Below are 17,736 nucleotides of genomic sequence, written 5' to 3' on the forward strand. Positions count from 1 at the left end.
GATGGAATCGTTATACGAGCTCATTCAACAAATTGATCAAGCCAAAACGGTAAACGAGCTAAACGTTTATCATCGCGAATTAGCTTATCGGCTACGAAATGTGATTGAAAGAGACGAGATTGCTTCTCTTTCCCATGCCTTAAGCGATGTTCATGACACGCTTGTCAAAAAAGCGGTCATGTTGGCGGAAGGAGAAACGATTCAGGCAGCAGTCGGAACTCCTCCTGAAAAATGGTGCTGGTATGTAATGGGAAGCATGGGGAGAGGCGAGCCGACGGTATGGACCGATCAAGATAACGGTATTTTGTTTGAATGCCCGCCGGAGCAAGAAGAGGAGTGTTATGCGTTTATTCGTCATTTGGCGAAAGTGGGAACAAGTTTTTTGCACGATATCGGCTATCCTTATTGCACAGGTAACGTCATGGCAACGAATCGCCGTTGGAGTCAGTCGGTTCGGGCATGGGAACAGCAAATGGCGATGTATATCGATCATCACTTTCCGGATGATATTCGTTTTTTGTTGATTGCGATGGATATGCGGCCAATTTACGGAGCGAGTGAATTAGTTCAAGACTGTAAAAAATCGCTCGTTGGACAGATGAGCCGTCACCCGCTATTGTTGAAACGAATGGGGGAGCATGTTATTTTTCCGCGCGTGCCACTCGGTTGGTTTGGGAACTTTCACATTGAGCGATGGGGCCGTTATAGCGGCTGTCTTCATTTAAAGCATAGCGGTTATGTGCAGCTGGTAAACTCGTTAAAATTTTTATCGTGTGTAGGAAACATTTCCGCTATGACGACGTGGGAAAGGTTAGAGCACATCCGCGATCAATCGCTGTTGCCTGCTTCACTTGCTCAAAAAGTGCATGAAGCATTTTTAACGTGCGTCTATTTTCGATTAAAATATTCATTAGAATCAGCCGATCGTGATTACGTTCCGTTGCATGTTCTTGATCCGCACGAACGCGCTCTCTTAAAAAAGGCGATGAAAGTTGCCCAAATGTTACAGCGTACGGTTATGCGGCAAGTGAGGGGATGGCGCGATGAATGAGCAACACCGTTTTTGGCAGCGGGCGCTGCGCATGCTGTCGCTTGGGGTGCCGAGTGAAAAAGTATCATCGGTATCCGAAAATGAACGCCATACATTTCAGCAGGAAGTATGGGTTCGTACGTTATTAAAGGAGCAGCAAAAGAAGCATATTGATATGAATACCCATCTTGAACACATTCCATTTATCATTATCGATACGGAAACGACCGGCTTTTCGCCGCAGCACGGGGATGAAATTTTTTCGATCGCTGCTGCTAAAACGCGCAACGGCCAGCTGAACGATTTTTATTTTCGCCTGATTCGTCCAGAAAAAGAGATTCCGGAGCATATTTCGCAGTTAACCGGAATCCGTATGGAAGATGTGCAATCGGCCCCCCGGTTAAAAGAGGAAATGAAACATTTTTTATCGTTTATTAGCGACGGACTGATCATCGGTTATCATATCGGTCATGATTTATCGTTTATGAATCATTTTCTTTGGACGAACTATCGAACGAAATGGACAGGGCGTTTTTTAGAAATGCAACAAGTGATGGAAATGATCCACCGTCCCGTGTTATTTCCAACATTGGATGAGGCGCTCCATCATTACGATATTCCGTGTGAAAAACGACATACCGCTGATGGGGATGTTCGGGCGATGGTAGAATTGTGGAAAAGGATGTTAGAAGATTTGAAGCAGAAACAAATCGAAACACTATATGATTTATATACGGCGTTAAGTGTGATGCCAAGGTGAAGGGCTATCTCTTCTTTTAGTTTAGGAGATAGCCCTTCGTCTTATAGCGGCTTTGTCGGCGTCGGTTCGGCGTAGCCTTCCTTATATTTCTCATCAATTGTTTGTCGAATTTCTTTCATCGATTTGCCTTGTTCGTATTCGGTGATCGATTCGGCGGCAATTTCTAAGCAAACGCCGCATTTGGTTGCGTGATCATCCCAAACGACTGAGCCATCTTTTTTATTTTCATACACAAAACAGTCATAGTTGTTTTGATGACCGGCAGACTCGCCGCAGCCGCAATAGCACGGAATGCTTTCGAGCAGCTTTTGATGTTTCGCTGCCTGTTGATAAAGAACGGCCATATTTTCGTCATACTGGCTTAAAAAAGCAGGGAGGTGGTCAACAGATTTGGTTGTTTCCCGTACATCGCCAGAGTTTGTTGTATAGGAATGATTTTTATGTTCTTTCGTTTCATTCGACGAGCAGGCGCTCACCAGCAAACTAAGAGACAGCATACACACCGCCACCGCTGTAGGACGCTTCATTTATTTTTTCACCCTTCCTATCGTTTTTACGTACTTCTAATCTAGCATAAGTGAAAAGAAACAGCAAGTTTTTGAAAAGGTGTGTTGCGAACGCGGAAAAGAAATTCGTTTCGATTTTTGAAAAAATTTTATCCATTTTGTTGATTTTTGCCGATAGATTAGTAAAAATGAGAGTATAAGGGCTAGATTAGAAGAGTAAGAGAGCAGTTTTTTGTTGGTGATAGTAAAAAATATACTGGAGAGGTAATTACTGATATGGTGGACAACTGTGTTGCTTTTTTTCAACATTTTGTAGATGCCATTGCGTTCATTGATTCGAATGGGCGTATCATACATATCAATCCAGCGTTTAAAACATTGTTAGGATGGGACGAGTGTGACGTTGAAACGCTCGGTTTTTCGTTAAATGATTTTGAACGAATTAAGTACGGCCATGTCGTACACTATGCCGAATTGGACGTAAAAAAAGTAGACGGGAGCTACGTTCCGGTCAGCGTGTCGTTTATTCCAATTAAACTAGAAAATGTTTACACCGTTTTATGCGTATTACGCGATCGAACAGAACAAAAGCAGATGGAAGCGGCGCTGCAAGAAAGCGAAAAATGGTTTCGGATCATCGATGAACATTCATCTGACTACATTTTAATTCTTTCAAATGAAGGAAAAGTAACATATGTTTCTCCTTCATTTGAGAACGCGTTCGGCGTCGTTCGCGAAGAATGTGTAAAGTATGATTTGTTTCGTTACGTACATCCGGAAGATGTGTTGTTTTTGCAAGAGAAATTACAAATGTTATATGAAACGAACGAGCAACAAACCGTAGAATTTCGTAGACTCAACCAACAAGGCGAATGGGTATGGATGGAAGCTCATGGAAAAGCGATTTTAAATGAGGACGATCAGCTTGATTACATTGTTGTTACGGCGAAAAATATTAGTGAGCGCAAAAAATATGAAGAAAAGTTACATCAGCTCGCTTATTTTGATTCGTTAACTGGCATTGCCAATCGCAGTTATTTTGAAAAATATATACGTCAGCTTGTTGAAGCGCAGACGACGTTTGCCTTATGCTATTTGGATTTTGATAAATTCAAATGGATTAACGATCATTTTTCGCATCAGGCGGGAGATTATTTTTTAAAAGAAGCGGTGAAGCGGGTTCAAGCGGTGTTGCGTGCTGATGATTTTTTTGCGCGAATTGGCGGAGATGAATTTGTGCTATTGTTGACGAATGCAACAAAAGAAAAAGTGTCCGAGTTAGCGGAGCGGTTGATTCAGGCGTTTCACCAGCCGTTCCGTTACGAAAAACAAATGATTCAATCGACGCTTTCGATCGGCATTGCGTTTTTTCCTAGCGATGCGGACGACCAAGAACAACTGATGAAATATGCCGATCAAGCACTTTACTATGTGAAAGATCGCGGAAAAAACGGCTATTATTTTTACCAGCCAGTTCAAAACCAGACGGCGGTGATTAAGCGTGATCTTCCGTTTGCAATTATGCGTGAACAATTTTATTTATGTTATCAACCGAAAATCGAATTAGGAAGCGGCTCTGCGATGGGGGTAGAAACGTTGCTTCGCTGGCGGCATCCGAAACTTGGAGAAATTCCGCCGCTTGAATTTATTCCACTTGCAGAAAAAAGCGGATTTATTTTTGAAATTACTTTGTGGGTATTAGAACAGGCATGCCGGCAAGTAAAGGAGTGGCAAGCCCATTTTCCGCAGTTAAAATTAGCGGTAAATTTATCTCCATTTTTGTTGAATCGAAAAGAACTGGTCGGTCATGTCATTTACATATTGAACGAATCCGGTTTTGCGCCGGAGCATTTAATTTTAGAAGTGACAGAAAGCGGATTGATGGAAAATATCGAAACAGGCAGGCATATTTTAACGGAGTTGAAAAACATCGGTGTGCAAGTGGCGATCGATGACTTCGGCACAGGCTTTTCATCGCTTGCCTATATCCGTAATTTGCCGGTGTCGATGTTAAAAATTGACCGCAGCTTCATTCAAGGTATTGCTGAAAATTCCAAAGATGCAACGATCGTCGATACGATCATTCATTTAGCGAAAAGCCTTGATATTCAAGTACTTGCAGAAGGAGTCGAAACAAATCACCAATTATCGCTCCTTCAACAAATGCACTGTGATTTCGCCCAAGGCTTTTATTTCAGCAAATCGCTCGAAGCGGAAAAATTAAAGCAATGGCTTGAACAATATAATCAATCCAACACTCCCTCTAACATGTGATTGTTAGGGGGCATTTTATGAGGGGGAAAGGGAATGCTTACGTTATATTTGACAAGACACGGGGAAACAGAATGGAATATAGAAAAACGTATGCAAGGTTGGCAAGATTCGCCGCTGACGGAAAAAGGCAAGGAAGATGCGCGCCGACTTTGGAAAAGGTTAGAGGAAGTTGATTTGACAGCGATTTATGCGAGCACAAGCAGACGGGCGCTTGATACAGCAAAGATCATCCGCGGGGAACGGTTGATCCCGATTTATCAAGAGGAAAGATTGCGGGAAATCCATCTCGGGGATTGGGAAGGAAAAACGCATGACGAAATTCAGCGGTTCGACCCCATTTTGTTTCACCATTTTTGGAATGAGCCGCACTTGTACGTCCCGAGGCGCGGGGAACGATTTATTGACGTACAAAATCGGGCGTTTGCTGCATTAACTGACATCATCAATGAGTACCGTTCCGGCAATATTGTAATTGTAACGCACGGAGTTGTCTTAAAAACGATCGTGACTCGTCTGAAACAAGCCCCGCTGGAAGAACTTTGGGCTCGGCCGTTTATGCATGGTGCGAGTCTTACAACCGTTCGAGTGAAAGACGGGCGATTGGAGTTGCTTGTAGAAGCAGATGTGTCGCATTTAGAGGAAGTGAAAGAAGTGTAACAAAACATCCCGCTTCCTTGTATAAAAGGAGAGCGGGATGTGCGTTAAATGAGCCCTAACCATTGTGCGATATGAGCCGTTGTAAAGGTGACGGCAATCGCAATACCGGTTGGAAGTGCGAACGCCACAAACGTCCATTTTTTGCTTTTCGTTTCTTTATAAATATTGATGAGTGTTGTCCCGCACGGATAGTGAAGCAACGAAAACAGCATCATATTTAACGCCGTCAGCCATGTCCAGCCGTGGTCGAGGAAAATTTGTTTCAGAGAATGAAGCCCATCAACTTCGGTTAACGCTCCTGTCGATAAATACCCCATCAATAAAATCGGAAGCACAATTTCATTGGCAGGGAGCCCTAAAATGAACGCCATCAAAATGTAGCCGTCGAGTCCTAACTGGCGGGCAAACGGATCAAGCAAATGGGCGACATGAGCAAGGACTGTTGTATCACCGATATGAATGTTAGCTAACACCCATGTCAACACGCCAGCTGGAGCAGCGACTGTTACAGCCCGCTTTAAGACGTAAATGGATTTATCCAATGTGGAGCGAACAATCGTATCCCATATTTTTGGCCGCCGGTATGGCGGAAGTTCGAGCGTATAATGGGTCGGCATGCCGCGTAACGCGGTTTTGGATAACACCCAGGAAACGGTGAGGGTGACGACGATTCCAAATACGACCATCGCGACGACCACACTTGCTGTCATCAACGTCTTCCAGCCACCTGTATAGCCAGCTGCCATAAATAATGAAGCAAGCAAAATTAACGTCGGCCATCTGCCGTTGCAAGGGACAAAGTTGTTCGTTAAAATGGCCAGCATTCGTTCACGTGGCGACTCGATAATTCTTGTGGACATGATCGCCGCAGCGTTGCAGCCGAACCCCATCGCCATCGTCAGCGACTGCTTTCCGTGCGCTCCTGACTTTTTAAATAACCGGTCCATGTTAAAAGCAACGCGTGGAAGATATCCGTAGTTTTCGAGCAAAGCAAAAATCGGGAAGAAAATCGCCATCGGCGGCAACATGACGCTCACGACCCACGTTGTGCCACGGTACAATCCTAGCACGAGAATTCCGTGCAGCCACTCTGGGGCATGCATTTTCTCAAAAGCAAGCGTTATATATCCTTCAAACCATCCGAAAAATTCAGCGAGCAGCGAAGAAGGAACGTTTGCGCCAGCGATTGTGATATAAATAACGACGGCAAGCATGGCGAGCATAATAGGGAATCCCCAGATTTTTGAAGTAAAAATACGATCGAGCTTTTCGGTTTCATGCAGCTTTTCACGTTTTGTGTACGTAATAGTTTCTTTGCAAATGTCTCTTGATGTTTGGAAAATAGCGGAAACAATTTGTTCCCTTGTATCGCCGTCCGATAAACTTTTCGCATAATCCATCAATTCATCAAATGGATTTGGCGGAACAGTGGCACGCATAGTTCGGCACCCCCTTTAACAAATGATGCGGCTGATGCTGCAAGGCGTGAAGCAATGACGTATCTCCGTCTAATAAACGAAGCGCAACCCAGCGCGCCGGATATTCCTCCCCGACAATTTCTTTAACAAGCGGGAGAAGTTTGGTGATCTTTTCTTCGATCGCGCGACTGTATGAAACAACGATCGGTTTTGTTTTGATTTCCCCGTGAACCATCCGGACGATTGTTTCGAGCAATTCCTCGATGCCTTCTTTATTACGCGCCGCAAGCGGTACAACCGGAACGCCTAGTTTTTTGGAAAGTTTAGCGATATCAATGACAATTCCTTTCTTTTTCGCTTCGTCCATTAAGTTGAGGCAGACGATGACACGGTCGGTCATTTCTAATACTTGCAACGCTAAATTCAAATTTCGCTCCAGCGCCGTTGCATCCAACACGACGAGCGTAACATCAGGCTTGGCAAAAATGATAAAATCCCGCGCCACTTCTTCGTCCACGGAGTTAGAGTATAACGAATACGTTCCGGGAAGATCGATGATTCGATATTGTTCATCTTTATAGGTGAAAAAGCCTTCGGCGTGAACGACCGTTTTCCCCGGCCAGTTTCCTGTATGTTGCCGCAAGCCCGTTAACACGTTAAATAACGTACTTTTTCCTGTATTTGGATTTCCTGCGAGTGCAATCGTATATTCACGATTATTCATTGCCGATCCTCTCCCCGTAAATATTAGAACTTTCTTCCTTTCTTAAAGCAATGGTCGTATGGCTGACACGATAAGCCGTTGGGTCACCTAACGGACTTTTTTGCAAGACTGTTACTTCACAGCCGGGCACAAACCCTAAATCAAGCAGTCTCCGCTTCATTGTTCCTTCTATATTAATCTTTGTGATACGAAAACGTTCTCCTGGTTGAGCATCACATAAACGTTCGAGTTTTGCTTGAGTCATAACAGTTTCCCTCCTGTTAACAATTTGTACAGAGGTTATAATTTTTCCCTAAACCAACTTTTAATCTTATCTTATTCAGCGAATGTCATTTTGTCAACGATTTTGCTTGTTTTTTGGCGAAAAGAGCATATTCCTTGTACGAAAAAAAGATGTTATGATAAAAATAGTTCGAATTTTTTGTAGTTTTTTAGAAGCGAAGGGGAAAGGTGGAGGAAAGAATGAAAGCGGTTACGGATGGGGGAATTTTATGGACACCAACGAAGGAGCAAATGGAGCACTCGAGCATTCAACGGTATATGAATTGGCTAAAAGAAAAAAAGGGGCTTGGGTTTGCGTCGCACGCAGCGCTATGGACATGGTCTGTTGAAGAACTGGAGTCATTTTGGGAAACGGTGTGGGAATATGGTGATGTAAAGTCGTCCGCTCCGTATACGTGTGTGCTTGAGGAGCGAAAAATGCCGCGGGCAAACTGGTTTCCGGGGGCACGGTTAAACTATGCAGAACATATTTTTCGCAACATGCAGGAGAAGCCAGCGCTTTTGTTCCGTTCCGAGCGCGTTTCGCTGCGTGAAGTGACGTGGGCAGAGTTAAAACAACAAACGGCGGCGGTCGCTTCGGCACTGAAAAAACTTGGCGTGAAACAAGGCGATCGTGTCGTCGCTTACATGCCAAACATTCCGGAAACGGTCGTAGCGTTTTTGGCGTGTGCGAGCATCGGGGCAATTTGGTCAAGCTGCTCTCCGGATTTTGGCGCCAACAGCGTCATCGATCGCTTCCAACAAATTGAGCCGACGATTTTGTTTGCGGTTGACGGTTGTCAATATAACGGAAAAACGTTTGATAAAGTGCCTGTTGTCAAAGAGTTGCAAGAAAAGCTTCCATCGTTAAACAAGACGATTGTCGTTCCGTATTTGCGTGACGATGTAAGTGCGTGGGACGATTCTGTTTTATTATGGACGGACATTTTGCAAGCAGAAGGCGAACTTGTGTATGAACAAGTGCCGTTTGATCATCCGCTATGGATTTTATATTCATCGGGAACGACCGGATTGCCAAAGCCGATCGTGCAAGGGCATGGCGGTATTTTATTAGAGCATTTAAAAATTTTATCGATTGAATGCAATATTACACATGATAGCACGTTTTTCTGGTTTACGACGACCGGATGGATGATGTGGAACTTTTTAATCGGCGGACTGTTAGTCGGGGCAACAGTCGTGCTTTACGACGGCAGTCCGACGTTTCCGGATGCGAACGTATTATGGGAGCTCGCGGAAGCAACGAACATGACGCATTTCGGCACAAGCGCGGCGTTTATTAACGTTTGTATGAAACAAGGGATTCAGCCGAAAGACAAGTACGACCTTTCTCGTTTGGAAGCCGTTCTTTCGACAGGGTCGCCGCTGACGACGGAGGGGTTTGTTTGGGTGTATGAGCACGTGAAAGAAGACGTTTGGCTCGTATCGTGCAGCGGCGGGACAGATGTGTGCACCGCGTTTGTCGGCGGATCTCCGCTGTTGCCTGTTCGTGCCGGCATGCTGCAATGCCGCTCGCTTGGGGCAAACGTGCAAGCGTTTGATGAAAATGGAAATTCGCTCATTAACGAAGTCGGGGAGTTAGTCATTACAGCGCCGATGCCGTCCATGCCGCTCTTTTTCTGGAATGACGAAAACGATCGCCGCTATAAAGAAAGCTATTTTGATACGTATCCAGGCGTGTGGAAACATGGGGATTGGATTAAAATTGATGACCAAGGAAGCTGCGTCATTTACGGTCGTTCGGATTCGACGATTAACCGCGCGGGCGTCCGTATGGGCACAAGCGAAATTTACCGAGCAGTCGAAACGGTGGATGGCATTCTAGATAGTTTAATCATTGACTTAGAAGTGATGGGGCGGCAATCGTTTATGCCGTTGTTCGTTGTTTTGCAGCCGGGCGCCTCTCTTGATGACGACTTGAAAAAACGGATTAAAGAAGCGATTAAAACAAAAGTGTCGCCGCGCTTTATTCCAGACGACATTTATCAAGTCGAACAAATTCCAAAAACGTTAAACGGAAAGAAAATGGAAATCCCAATTCGGAAAATTTTATTAGGCTTCCCGCTCGAAAAAGCGGTGAACGTTGGCTCGATGGCGAACCCTGAATCGCTTTCCTTCTTTATTGAGCTGGCGAAACAATGGGAACATCGCATCTCGAACGTATAAATGCGCGAGGTTGTTGCCGTTTGGCAACAACCTTGATGTATGATGTACAATAAAGTGGAAGGAGGGAGGAAAGTTGTATCAGGGAAAAGTTGTTGTTATTACAGGGGCAGCTGGGGGAATCGGCCGAGCGTTAGCGAAAGCGTATGCCGAACAAGGAGCGACCATTATCGTAACGGATAAAACGGATGAAGCGCAGCTTGTTGCTAAACGGCTGCAAACAGAAGGGTATGATGTGCATTCGTACATATGTGATTTAACTGTACCAACGGAGATTGAGAACATGTTTCGAGAAATTGACAACATGTTTAGAAGAGTCGATGTGCTCATTAATAACGCTGGATTTGGCATTTTTGTGTCGCCTTATGACTTGACGGTCGAACAATGGGATGACGTCATCAACACGAATTTGCGCGGCGCGTTTCTTTGCGCAAGAGAAGCGGCGAAAATCATGAAAACGCACGGTGGCGGAGCGATTGTCAATATTGCATCGACGCGCGCGTTGATGTCGGAACCAAACTCCGAAGCGTATGCTGCTTCTAAAGGTGGAATGTTGGCGCTCACCCATGCGCTAGCGATGTCGTTTAGTGCTGACCGCATTCGCGTAAACGCGATTTGTCCAGGCTGGATTGAAACGAAAGCATATGAAACGCTTCGGCCAAAAGACCATGCCCAGCATCCCGCAGGACGCGTTGGCAAACCAGAAGATGTGGCGCGCGCCTGCCTTTATTTCACCGATCCGAACAACGATTTTGTCACCGGCACTCATCTTGTCGTCGACGGCGGCATGACAAGAAAAATGATTTACGAAGAATAAGAGGCGGCGTGCGCCTCTTTTTCATTGCGAGAGAAAAATATTGTCTGAATGAATGGAAAAATGACCAAATAGCTGAACAGGAATAGTGTCTTCCTTAAAATACGTACCGTAAAGTTGAAACGCTCCGTCTTTTAACACATGCACTTCCACATACTCATGAATCGGATCGACAATCCAATATTGCCGCACTCCTGCTTGTTCGTAACGTTTATATTTAATTAAACGATCTTTTTTAGCGGTAGACGGTGATAGAACTTCGACAATGACATCAGGTGCCCCGATAATGCGTTCGTCGCTAATTTTGTTTGGATCACAGACGATCACAATGTCTGGCTGAACCCATTCGTCATTAGAAAAGCAAACATCAATTGGGGAAACGAACACGCGGCATGTTTTCCCGCGTAAATGCATCACAAATTCCGCGCTGAGTAACGTGACGACTTGTTGATGTTTCGGAGTGAGAGCCGGTGCCATATTGTAAAGCTGCCCATCAATCATTTCGTAACGATCGGAGTCGCTAAGTTGCAAATACTCTGTATACGTAAACGGTTTCCGTTCTTGCGGAAAAGCCATATCGTCATCCTACCTTTCCGAACATTGTTTTTACCATTAAATGTATTTCCAACATGAAAAAACCCTTTTTCATTGACTTTTACGTAAACGTAAATTAAAATAAAATTCAGAAAATTAAAAACAACAAAGGTGAACACGATGAACTATTATACGATCTCCCAACTTGCTGAGCAGTTTGACATTAGCACACGAACGATTCGCTATTACGAAGAGCGCGGGCTGATTTCACCGATCCGCACCGAGTCTGGCCAGCGGTTGTATACGAAAAAAGACCGAGCCGTCTTAAAGCTCATTTTGCGCGGCAAACGGTTCGGTTTTTCATTGGAAGAAATTCATGAAATGATTAGCTTGTTTGACAAAGACCGCACCGGAAGAAAACAGCTTGAAAAAACGATCAAATACGGCGAACAAAAGCTAAAGGAGGTGACGGAGCGGATTGACGATTTGCTGCAGCTGAAACATGAAATGGAAACGATTTTACAAGATTTTAAAACGAGATTGCGAGAAATGGAGGATAGCGAATGAACATTTCTGAACTGTTGGCGCGAAACGGGCGCAAATTTCCGGAAAAAACCGCGATCATCGATGGAGACACGATTCTTTCGTACAAGCAAGTCGATGAGACGGTCAACCGCCTCGCTTCGTCGCTTCAAAGGCTCGGGTTGAAGCGAGGAGATAAAGTCGTTTTATATATGCTGAATACAAAGGAATTCGTGTATGCCTACTTCGCGGTTTTACGCCTCGGTGCGATCGTTGTACCGGTCAATGCGCGGCTAACTGCTCAAGAAGTGCAATATATTATCGACCATAGCGAAGCAAAAGCCGTCATCGCGCACGATTGGATTTATCGTGAACTCGCATCGCTTGTGGATGACGTCAATGTGATTTGGATCAAAACAAGCGAAGCAACAGACGGTTGGCGCTCGTTGTCTCAGCTTGTTGCAAACGGTGCTACTGATCCAATCGTTTGCCCGCTGAAAGAAGATGACGAAGCGACGATTTTATACACGTCAGGAACGACAGGCCGCCCGAAAGGTGTCTTGTTCACGTACCGAAATATTTTATCAGTTGCCATTATGATGGCGCTTGAAACGAAAATGGATAAACATAGTCGCCTATTGCATATGATGCCGCTGAGCCACTCCGCGCCGCTTCATTTATTTTTCATCGGCGGCATGTACGTCGGGGCCACCCATGTGTTATCATCAACGTTTTCCCCAGAAGCGTTGTTAGAACTTGTCACAAAACATCAAATTACCCACTTTTTCGGAGCACCAGTCGTTTATTTACTTACAGCAAAACACCCACGCCTTCACGAATACGATTTATCGTCTGTCCAATATTGGACGTATGGCGGAGCACCGTTATCGGCAAATGAAGTGCAATTTGTCGCCAAACAGTTTCGCACCAATCGACTCATGTGTTTATACGGATTAACGGAAGCCGGTCCGAACGGGACGTATTTATCGCCGGAAGAACATGCGACAAAGGCAGGGAGCGTGGGAAAAGATGCTGCCCTTCATTGCGAAGTAAAAATTGTCGATGAACAAGGACAAGAAGTTTCGCCAGGAGAAGTCGGTGAAGTCATATTGGCTGGAGAGGGCATAATGAAAGGTTACTATAAAGACGAAGAAAAAACAGCTGAAACGATCAAAAACGGCTGGCTATATACAGGCGATTTAGCACGTCGTGACGAAGATGGCTACATTTGGATCGTCGATCGGAAAAAAGATATGATCATCTCTGGCGGGGTGAACGTTTACCCAAAAGAAGTGGAAGATGCGCTAAAGTTGCACCCGGCGATTGTTGATGTGGCAGTTGTTGGTGTGCCGCATCGAGAATGGGGCGAAACGGTGAAAGCGTTTGTTGTAACAAAAGAGCCGATCGAGCAGCTTGCGGAAGAATGTAAACGTTTTCTTTCCGATAAACTCGCAGACTATAAAATTCCACGGCTATACGAAGCAATTAGTGAGCTGCCACGCAACGCGACAGGAAAAATATTAAAACAAGTGTTGAGGGGGATGCATGGTGAAACGGCTGCGGGAAGTTGATCCGAACTTACTTGCTAATTTAAAAAAATATTTGGATGAAAAATTTTATGCGTATGCGGAAGAAGAATTAGAGAAGTTTTGGCAACGTTGCATGACCGATATCGATCGGCGCGCGGTGCATACAGACCGCGAAGGACAGCCGAGGCTCATCAAATATGACCGTTTTGGCAACGATATTTCAGAAATATGGGTGAACGAAGGATATAAACAAACAGTAAAGGAAACGTATGAAACAGGCATTGTCGGCTATGTCCATAAACCGATTCTTACGCTCGGCCGTGTTGCCAATTACATCTATTCGTATGCCCAAGGCTATTTGTTATCGCAAGTCGAACCGGGGTTTTATTGCCCGGTTACGTTAACGATGGCGACGGCGTATGTACTGGAGCATTTTGCCGACGAACCAATCAAAGCGAAATATTTGCCACACGTCATTTCTACGGGTGAAGTCGAGCTGTATGAAGGGGCGACATTTTTAACGGAGCGGCAAGGCGGTTCAGACGTTGGTGCAAATGAAGTGCGCGCTGTTTTGTGCGGCGATCATTATAACATTTACGGAGAAAAATATTTTGCGAGCAATGCTGGCATGTGCGGCGTCGCAATGGTGCTTGCGCGCATCGACGGAAGCGAGCCGGGGACGAAAGGGCTTAGTTTATTTTTAGTGCCGTGGCGCAACGACGATGGCACATTAAACGGCATTCACATTCGGCGCTTAAAAGATAAACTTGGCGTTCGCGCTGTGCCGTCAGCGGAAGTCGTATTTGAAGGGGCAAAAGCCTATTTAATTGGCGATGCGAAAAAAGGGTTTTATTATATGATGGAAGCGCTCAATTTATCGCGCGTCTGCAATGCCGTCGCCTCGATTGGCATTATGAAACGGGCGCTAGAGGAAGCGAAGCAATATGGGGCAAATCGCAAAGCGTTCGGACAATGGCTTACATCGTATCCAATGGTGAAAGAAACGCTAGCGAATTTAACTGCGCGTCAAGAAGTGCAAACGAGCGCTTGTTTTGAATTAATTTCCTTTTTTGACCGTGTGATGCGCACGCCGGATCAAGCGTCTGAGCAAGAAAAAGCGTGGAATCGCTTATTAATTGCGCTTTTAAAAATGCGAACAGCAGAAGAAGCGATTGCATTTGCCCATGAAGCGATTGAAATGCACGGTGGCAACGGCTACATTGAAGATTTTGTCACCCCGCGGTTGCTTCGGGATGCACAAGTATTGACGGTGTGGGAAGGAACAGCAAACATTTTAGGACTTGAGGTGTTGCGCCTCATCCGTAAATATCGCGTCCATGAAACGTTTATTCAAACAATAAACGAACAACTAGCTGCACTTCCTGCGGGAATACACGCATTTGCTAAACCGGTCGAAAGCGGGTTGCATGAACTCATACAGTCTCTAAAACAACTTCACGGACAGCCAGAAGACGTGCAAACGTATCACGCCAAAAAAATCGCCAATCGCCTTTGCGACTTGTATTTGAGCGTCATAGCGTTAAAAGAAGCGGAAGAAAACGAACGAAAACAAATCATCGCCCGCCTCTTTTTACAGCATATTTGGGGAAGCGACTTATTCGACAAAGAGATGTTATCCGTCCATTATTTTGATGTAGTCATGAACGAAACGAGGAAAGTGGGGGTGTAGAGCGATAAGCTGGCGTTTGCCAGCTTTTGTTTTATAAAAATATTTACAATCATTTCATTTTTCGTTATTTTTATATACATATACGTTTGATTGGGGGAGTGGTTATGATTCGAACGTTGACGCAGGCAGATCATGAGCAAGTGATTTCTTTTTTGACGAAAGAACCGTCGATGAATCTTTTTATCATAGGAGATATTGAAGCGTTTGGCTATGACCAAGATTTTCAGCAGTTATGGGGAGAGTTTGATGAGAGCGGAGCGTTGCAAGCGGTTTTTTTACGATTTTATGATTCGTACATTCCATATGCATCGTCTAGGTTTGATGTAGAAGGGTTTTCTCATATCATCCGAACAAATGGTGCTTCTTTTCGTCTGTCAGGAAAGGCAAACGTTGTCGAACAATTTGAACAAGTAGGTGGATTGTCGCTAGGAAAGAAGCGGGTGACGTATTTTTGTGAGTGCACGACCGTTTCGTTTCAAGCGGAAGAGCAGATGCAGATAGTAAAACAGGCAACAGTAGATGATGTTGACCGTATTCTCGATTTACGCCGCCGCATTCCTGAATTTGTTACAACTCCTTCGTCTAGAGACATGCTGCTAAAATCATTAGAAACGAGCACAGGCCGCACATACTATGTTGAAGAAGACGGTGAAATGGTATCGTGTGTTTCGACAACAGCGGAAAATTCCTTTTCGGCGATGGTTGTCGGCGTTTGCACGGACGAACGATACCGACAAAAAGGTTATGCTAGCCTTATTATGAAGCGGGTCATCCATGATTACATGCAAGCGGGAAAAACGCTATGTCTCTTTTACGATAATCCGAATGCTGGACGCATCTACAAACGGCTAGGATTTTACGACATCGGTATGTGGACGATGTATGGATAAGACGATGAAGTTTGTAAGGGGGGGTTAACGGTGTTGATTTGTGAATCTTTAAGTTTAGATGACTATTTAATGGAGTTAGATGAGGTGAACTATTCTCATCCTTTAGTTCAACAAAAAGCAAAGGAGCTTTTTCACTTATCGAAATCGGATATTGAAAAAGCGAAAATAGCGTTTGAATTTGTTCGGGATCAAATTTCGCATTCATGGGATATTCAAAGTTCAAGAGTTACATGTAAGGCATCTGACGTTCTCTATTATAAAGAGGGCATTTGCTACGCCAAGGCGAATTTGTTAGCCGCGTTGTTGCGTTCACAGGGAATTCCAACGGGTTTTTGTTACCAGCGTTTGATGTTGTTTGATACGCCAGATAAAGGGTATTGCATCCATGCACTCAATGCGGTGTATCTTGCCTCCATTAATCGTTGGATTCGTTTAGACGCCCGTGGAAATAAACCCGGAGTTAAGGCGGAATTTTCAATTCATAAGGAGAAACTAGCGTTCGCTGTTCATGAAGAATTCGATGAAAAAGACTATCCGATCATTTTTACTAAACCTAATCTTCAAACAATCGCAGTGTTAAAAGAACATACTGATGCGTTAGAAATGTATAAGCATCATCTACCTTCGCAGTTGTAGCTACAACCAAATGTTTTATAGCAGCTTAACTTTAAAAGAAGAATATGTAAATTTTTGTTAAATGTTATTTAAACATTTTGCAAAAGAGCAATGATTATTCCCTATATGAGAGGATGGATGGGGAATGCCTATCATTACTGTAAAAATGGCTAAAGGGAGAACAATTGAGCAGAAACAGAAATTTGTTGAAAACATTACAAAAGAAGCAGCTAGAACTTTAAATGTAAAAGAGGAATGGGTCACAGTGATTTTCGATGAATACGACAGAGAAAACTGGGCTTCTAACGGGCAATTGCATTTACTGAAATTTGGTCAGGGATTCGGGAAGAAAGGTGCAGAGTAATAAGTCATGCGATTGTTGTCATCAATTTGGTATTTTCATACATTAAAAAAGAAAGGAAGGCCTCACCGCAAAGGTAACTAGCTCTCCTTCTTTTTTACAGACAGAAAGACGCCTTTTTATTTACTGTGACATTTCCTCTGTATAAAATGATTGTGTGGACGCTTATTATCTCAATCATTTTTCGAAAATTTGAATGGATTAAATTGAATTCAATAGTACAAGCACTGCAAAAAAGTGCGCGACAGATCCGCCTAATACAAACAAGTGCCAGACGGCATGATGAAATTTAAACCCGCGCCATACGTAAAAAACAGCGCCGACTGTGTACAAAATTCCGCCGATGACTAAATATAACACTCCGTTTGGCGAAAGACCGGAAACGAGCGGTTTCCATGCAAATACAATCAACCAGCCCATGATGATATATATAATCGTCGATGTGTATAAAAACCGATCGACAAAAAAGCATTTAAATACGGTACCGACGAGCGCAAGCCCCCACACGATGCCAAACAACGTCCAACCTATAACGCCTTTCACCGCTAAAAACAGAAATGGGGTATACGTTCCGGCGATGAAAAAATAAATGGACGAATGGTCGAAAATTTCAAACAATCGCTTCCACCGCCCTTCCGGCAATGCGTGAACGATCATTGATGACAAATACAAAATAAGCATTGTGCTCCCAAACAAAGTAAAACTAACGACGTGCCATGCATTTCCGTACATCGCAGCCATGACCGTCAACATCACGAGAGCGGCCACGCTAAACAGTGCCCCAACCCCATGCGTAAGCGCATGAACGATTTCCTCTTCTTTTGTAAACGTATGTGTATTGGCCAAATCATTCAGTCCTTTCTTCACCGAAAAACAATTTTGTTCATTTTAGCATAAGCAGCGCTTAAATATAAAGAAATATTAGCAAACTTTTCTTCATTTCCATTTTTTGTTCCGATATAATTAA

The 17,736-nt window shown here is 44.2% G+C and carries 18 protein-coding genes; 12 read left to right on the top strand and 6 right to left on the bottom strand.

The window, feature by feature from the left end; translation table 11 throughout:
* Position 1: 1 nt before the first annotated feature.
* Both M4I42_RS05425 and M4I42_RS05430 read left to right on the top strand, forming a co-directional pair.
* On the top strand, positions 2 to 1,051 hold the full coding sequence (locus M4I42_RS05425) for a DUF294 nucleotidyltransferase-like domain-containing protein (protein ID WP_268851217.1): 1,050 nt from the start codon (positions 2 to 4) through the stop codon (positions 1,049 to 1,051).
* Entirely contained in the window at positions 1,044 to 1,790 is a 747-nt protein-coding gene (locus M4I42_RS05430) for an exonuclease domain-containing protein (RefSeq protein ID WP_268851218.1), read from the top strand. The genes M4I42_RS05425 and M4I42_RS05430 overlap by 8 nt, the downstream gene beginning before the upstream one ends.
* A 41-nt stretch (positions 1,791 to 1,831) precedes the next feature.
* On the opposite strand, the gene M4I42_RS05435 is transcribed toward M4I42_RS05430, so the two are convergent.
* Positions 1,832 to 2,317, bottom strand: coding sequence for a PCYCGC motif-containing (lipo)protein (locus tag M4I42_RS05435; protein ID WP_268851219.1), 486 nt, complete (start codon positions 2,315 to 2,317; stop codon positions 1,832 to 1,834).
* A gap of 255 nt (positions 2,318 to 2,572) precedes the next feature.
* Between M4I42_RS05435 and M4I42_RS05440 the strand changes: the two genes are divergently transcribed.
* Complete coding sequence (locus M4I42_RS05440; protein WP_268851220.1) at positions 2,573 to 4,570, top strand: sensor domain-containing protein; 1,998 nt, start codon at positions 2,573 to 2,575, stop codon at positions 4,568 to 4,570.
* Positions 4,571 to 4,603: 33 nt separating this feature from the next.
* Positions 4,604 to 5,227 (top strand): histidine phosphatase family protein, encoded by a 624-nt coding sequence (locus tag M4I42_RS05445; protein ID WP_268851221.1) that lies wholly within the window; start codon positions 4,604 to 4,606, stop codon positions 5,225 to 5,227.
* Between the two features lie 44 nt (positions 5,228 to 5,271).
* On the opposite strand, the gene M4I42_RS05450 is transcribed toward M4I42_RS05445, so the two are convergent.
* The 3 genes from M4I42_RS05450 to M4I42_RS05460 are packed head-to-tail and all read right to left on the bottom strand — an operon-like array spanning position 5,272 to position 7,613.
* Positions 5,272 to 6,666 (bottom strand): nucleoside recognition domain-containing protein, encoded by a 1,395-nt coding sequence (locus M4I42_RS05450; RefSeq protein ID WP_268851222.1) that lies wholly within the window; start codon positions 6,664 to 6,666, stop codon positions 5,272 to 5,274.
* Entirely contained in the window at positions 6,635 to 7,369 is a 735-nt protein-coding gene (locus M4I42_RS05455) for a FeoB small GTPase domain-containing protein (RefSeq protein WP_004891658.1), read from the bottom strand. The genes M4I42_RS05450 and M4I42_RS05455 overlap by 32 nt, the downstream gene beginning before the upstream one ends.
* On the bottom strand, positions 7,362 to 7,613 hold the full coding sequence (locus M4I42_RS05460) for a FeoA family protein (RefSeq protein ID WP_004891660.1): 252 nt from the start codon (positions 7,611 to 7,613) through the stop codon (positions 7,362 to 7,364). Before M4I42_RS05460 ends, M4I42_RS05455 begins: the two co-directional genes overlap by 8 nt.
* Positions 7,614 to 7,831: 218 nt before the next feature.
* On the opposite strand from M4I42_RS05460, the gene M4I42_RS05465 reads away from it, so the two are divergent.
* Positions 7,832 to 9,817 (top strand): acetoacetate--CoA ligase, encoded by a 1,986-nt coding sequence (locus M4I42_RS05465; protein WP_268851223.1) that lies wholly within the window; start codon positions 7,832 to 7,834, stop codon positions 9,815 to 9,817.
* A gap of 73 nt (positions 9,818 to 9,890) precedes the next feature.
* Positions 9,891 to 10,631 carry an SDR family NAD(P)-dependent oxidoreductase gene (locus M4I42_RS05470; protein WP_268851224.1) on the top strand — a complete coding sequence of 247 codons (741 nt, stop codon included), beginning with the start codon at positions 9,891 to 9,893 and terminating at the stop codon, positions 10,629 to 10,631.
* Positions 10,632 to 10,652: 21 nt separating this feature from the next.
* On the opposite strand, the gene M4I42_RS05475 is transcribed toward M4I42_RS05470, so the two are convergent.
* Positions 10,653 to 11,204 carry a Uma2 family endonuclease gene (locus M4I42_RS05475; protein ID WP_268851225.1) on the bottom strand — a complete coding sequence of 184 codons (552 nt, stop codon included), beginning with the start codon at positions 11,202 to 11,204 and terminating at the stop codon, positions 10,653 to 10,655.
* Positions 11,205 to 11,342: 138 nt separating this feature from the next.
* Between M4I42_RS05475 and M4I42_RS05480 the strand changes: the two genes are divergently transcribed.
* The 6 genes from M4I42_RS05480 (at position 11,343) to M4I42_RS05505 (ending at position 16,772) form a co-directional block, all read left to right on the top strand.
* Entirely contained in the window at positions 11,343 to 11,729 is a 387-nt protein-coding gene (locus tag M4I42_RS05480) for a MerR family transcriptional regulator (protein WP_268851226.1), read from the top strand.
* A complete protein-coding gene (locus tag M4I42_RS05485) occupies positions 11,726 to 13,255 on the top strand; it encodes a class I adenylate-forming enzyme family protein (RefSeq protein WP_268851227.1) in 1,530 nt (509 codons plus the stop codon). The genes M4I42_RS05480 and M4I42_RS05485 overlap by 4 nt, the downstream gene beginning before the upstream one ends.
* Positions 13,233 to 14,903 (top strand): acyl-CoA dehydrogenase family protein, encoded by a 1,671-nt coding sequence (locus tag M4I42_RS05490; RefSeq protein ID WP_268851228.1) that lies wholly within the window; start codon positions 13,233 to 13,235, stop codon positions 14,901 to 14,903. The genes M4I42_RS05485 and M4I42_RS05490 overlap by 23 nt, the downstream gene beginning before the upstream one ends.
* 104 nt (positions 14,904 to 15,007) lie before the next feature.
* On the top strand, positions 15,008 to 15,793 hold the full coding sequence (locus M4I42_RS05495; RefSeq protein ID WP_091700762.1) for a GNAT family N-acetyltransferase: 786 nt from the start codon (positions 15,008 to 15,010) through the stop codon (positions 15,791 to 15,793).
* A 69-nt stretch (positions 15,794 to 15,862) separates the two neighbouring features.
* The gene (locus M4I42_RS05500; protein ID WP_268851232.1) at positions 15,863 to 16,429 is read left to right on the top strand and encodes a transglutaminase-like domain-containing protein; all 567 of its coding nucleotides are present in this window, start codon (positions 15,863 to 15,865) and stop codon (positions 16,427 to 16,429) included.
* A 124-nt stretch (positions 16,430 to 16,553) separates the two neighbouring features.
* Positions 16,554 to 16,772: a tautomerase family protein gene (locus M4I42_RS05505; RefSeq protein WP_091700765.1), complete on the top strand. Its 219-nt coding sequence runs from the start codon at positions 16,554 to 16,556 to the stop codon at positions 16,770 to 16,772.
* 198 nt (positions 16,773 to 16,970) lie between these two features.
* On the opposite strand, the gene trhA is transcribed toward M4I42_RS05505, so the two are convergent.
* On the bottom strand, positions 16,971 to 17,615 hold the full coding sequence (gene trhA / locus M4I42_RS05510) for a PAQR family membrane homeostasis protein TrhA (protein WP_268851229.1): 645 nt from the start codon (positions 17,613 to 17,615) through the stop codon (positions 16,971 to 16,973).
* Positions 17,616 to 17,736 lie beyond the last annotated feature (121 nt).

The organism is Anoxybacillus sp. J5B_2022 (assembly GCF_026847645.1).
Classification (GTDB): Bacteria; Bacillota; Bacilli; order Bacillales; family Anoxybacillaceae; genus Anoxybacteroides.

What these genes read in the sequence shown, in the direction of transcription:
- M4I42_RS05425 (WP_268851217.1), top strand. Translation starts at nt 2, where the DNA reads ATGGAATCGTTATACGAGCTCATTCAACAAATTGATCAAGCCAAAACG.
- M4I42_RS05430 (WP_268851218.1), top strand. Translation starts at nt 1,044, where the DNA reads ATGAATGAGCAACACCGTTTTTGGCAGCGGGCGCTGCGCATGCTGTCG.
- M4I42_RS05435 (WP_268851219.1), bottom strand. Translation starts at nt 2,317, where the DNA reads ATGAAGCGTCCTACAGCGGTGGCGGTGTGTATGCTGTCTCTTAGTTTG.
- M4I42_RS05440 (WP_268851220.1), top strand. Translation starts at nt 2,573, where the DNA reads ATGGTGGACAACTGTGTTGCTTTTTTTCAACATTTTGTAGATGCCATT.
- M4I42_RS05445 (WP_268851221.1), top strand. Translation starts at nt 4,604, where the DNA reads ATGCTTACGTTATATTTGACAAGACACGGGGAAACAGAATGGAATATA.
- M4I42_RS05450 (WP_268851222.1), bottom strand. Translation starts at nt 6,666, where the DNA reads ATGCGTGCCACTGTTCCGCCAAATCCATTTGATGAATTGATGGATTAT.
- M4I42_RS05455 (WP_004891658.1), bottom strand. Translation starts at nt 7,369, where the DNA reads ATGAATAATCGTGAATATACGATTGCACTCGCAGGAAATCCAAATACA.
- M4I42_RS05460 (WP_004891660.1), bottom strand. Translation starts at nt 7,613, where the DNA reads ATGACTCAAGCAAAACTCGAACGTTTATGTGATGCTCAACCAGGAGAA.
- M4I42_RS05465 (WP_268851223.1), top strand. Translation starts at nt 7,832, where the DNA reads ATGAAAGCGGTTACGGATGGGGGAATTTTATGGACACCAACGAAGGAG.
- M4I42_RS05475 (WP_268851225.1), bottom strand. Translation starts at nt 11,204, where the DNA reads ATGGCTTTTCCGCAAGAACGGAAACCGTTTACGTATACAGAGTATTTG.
- M4I42_RS05480 (WP_268851226.1), top strand. Translation starts at nt 11,343, where the DNA reads ATGAACTATTATACGATCTCCCAACTTGCTGAGCAGTTTGACATTAGC.
- M4I42_RS05485 (WP_268851227.1), top strand. Translation starts at nt 11,726, where the DNA reads ATGAACATTTCTGAACTGTTGGCGCGAAACGGGCGCAAATTTCCGGAA.
- M4I42_RS05495 (WP_091700762.1), top strand. Translation starts at nt 15,008, where the DNA reads ATGATTCGAACGTTGACGCAGGCAGATCATGAGCAAGTGATTTCTTTT.
- M4I42_RS05500 (WP_268851232.1), top strand. Translation starts at nt 15,863, where the DNA reads ATGGAGTTAGATGAGGTGAACTATTCTCATCCTTTAGTTCAACAAAAA.
- M4I42_RS05505 (WP_091700765.1), top strand. Translation starts at nt 16,554, where the DNA reads ATGCCTATCATTACTGTAAAAATGGCTAAAGGGAGAACAATTGAGCAG.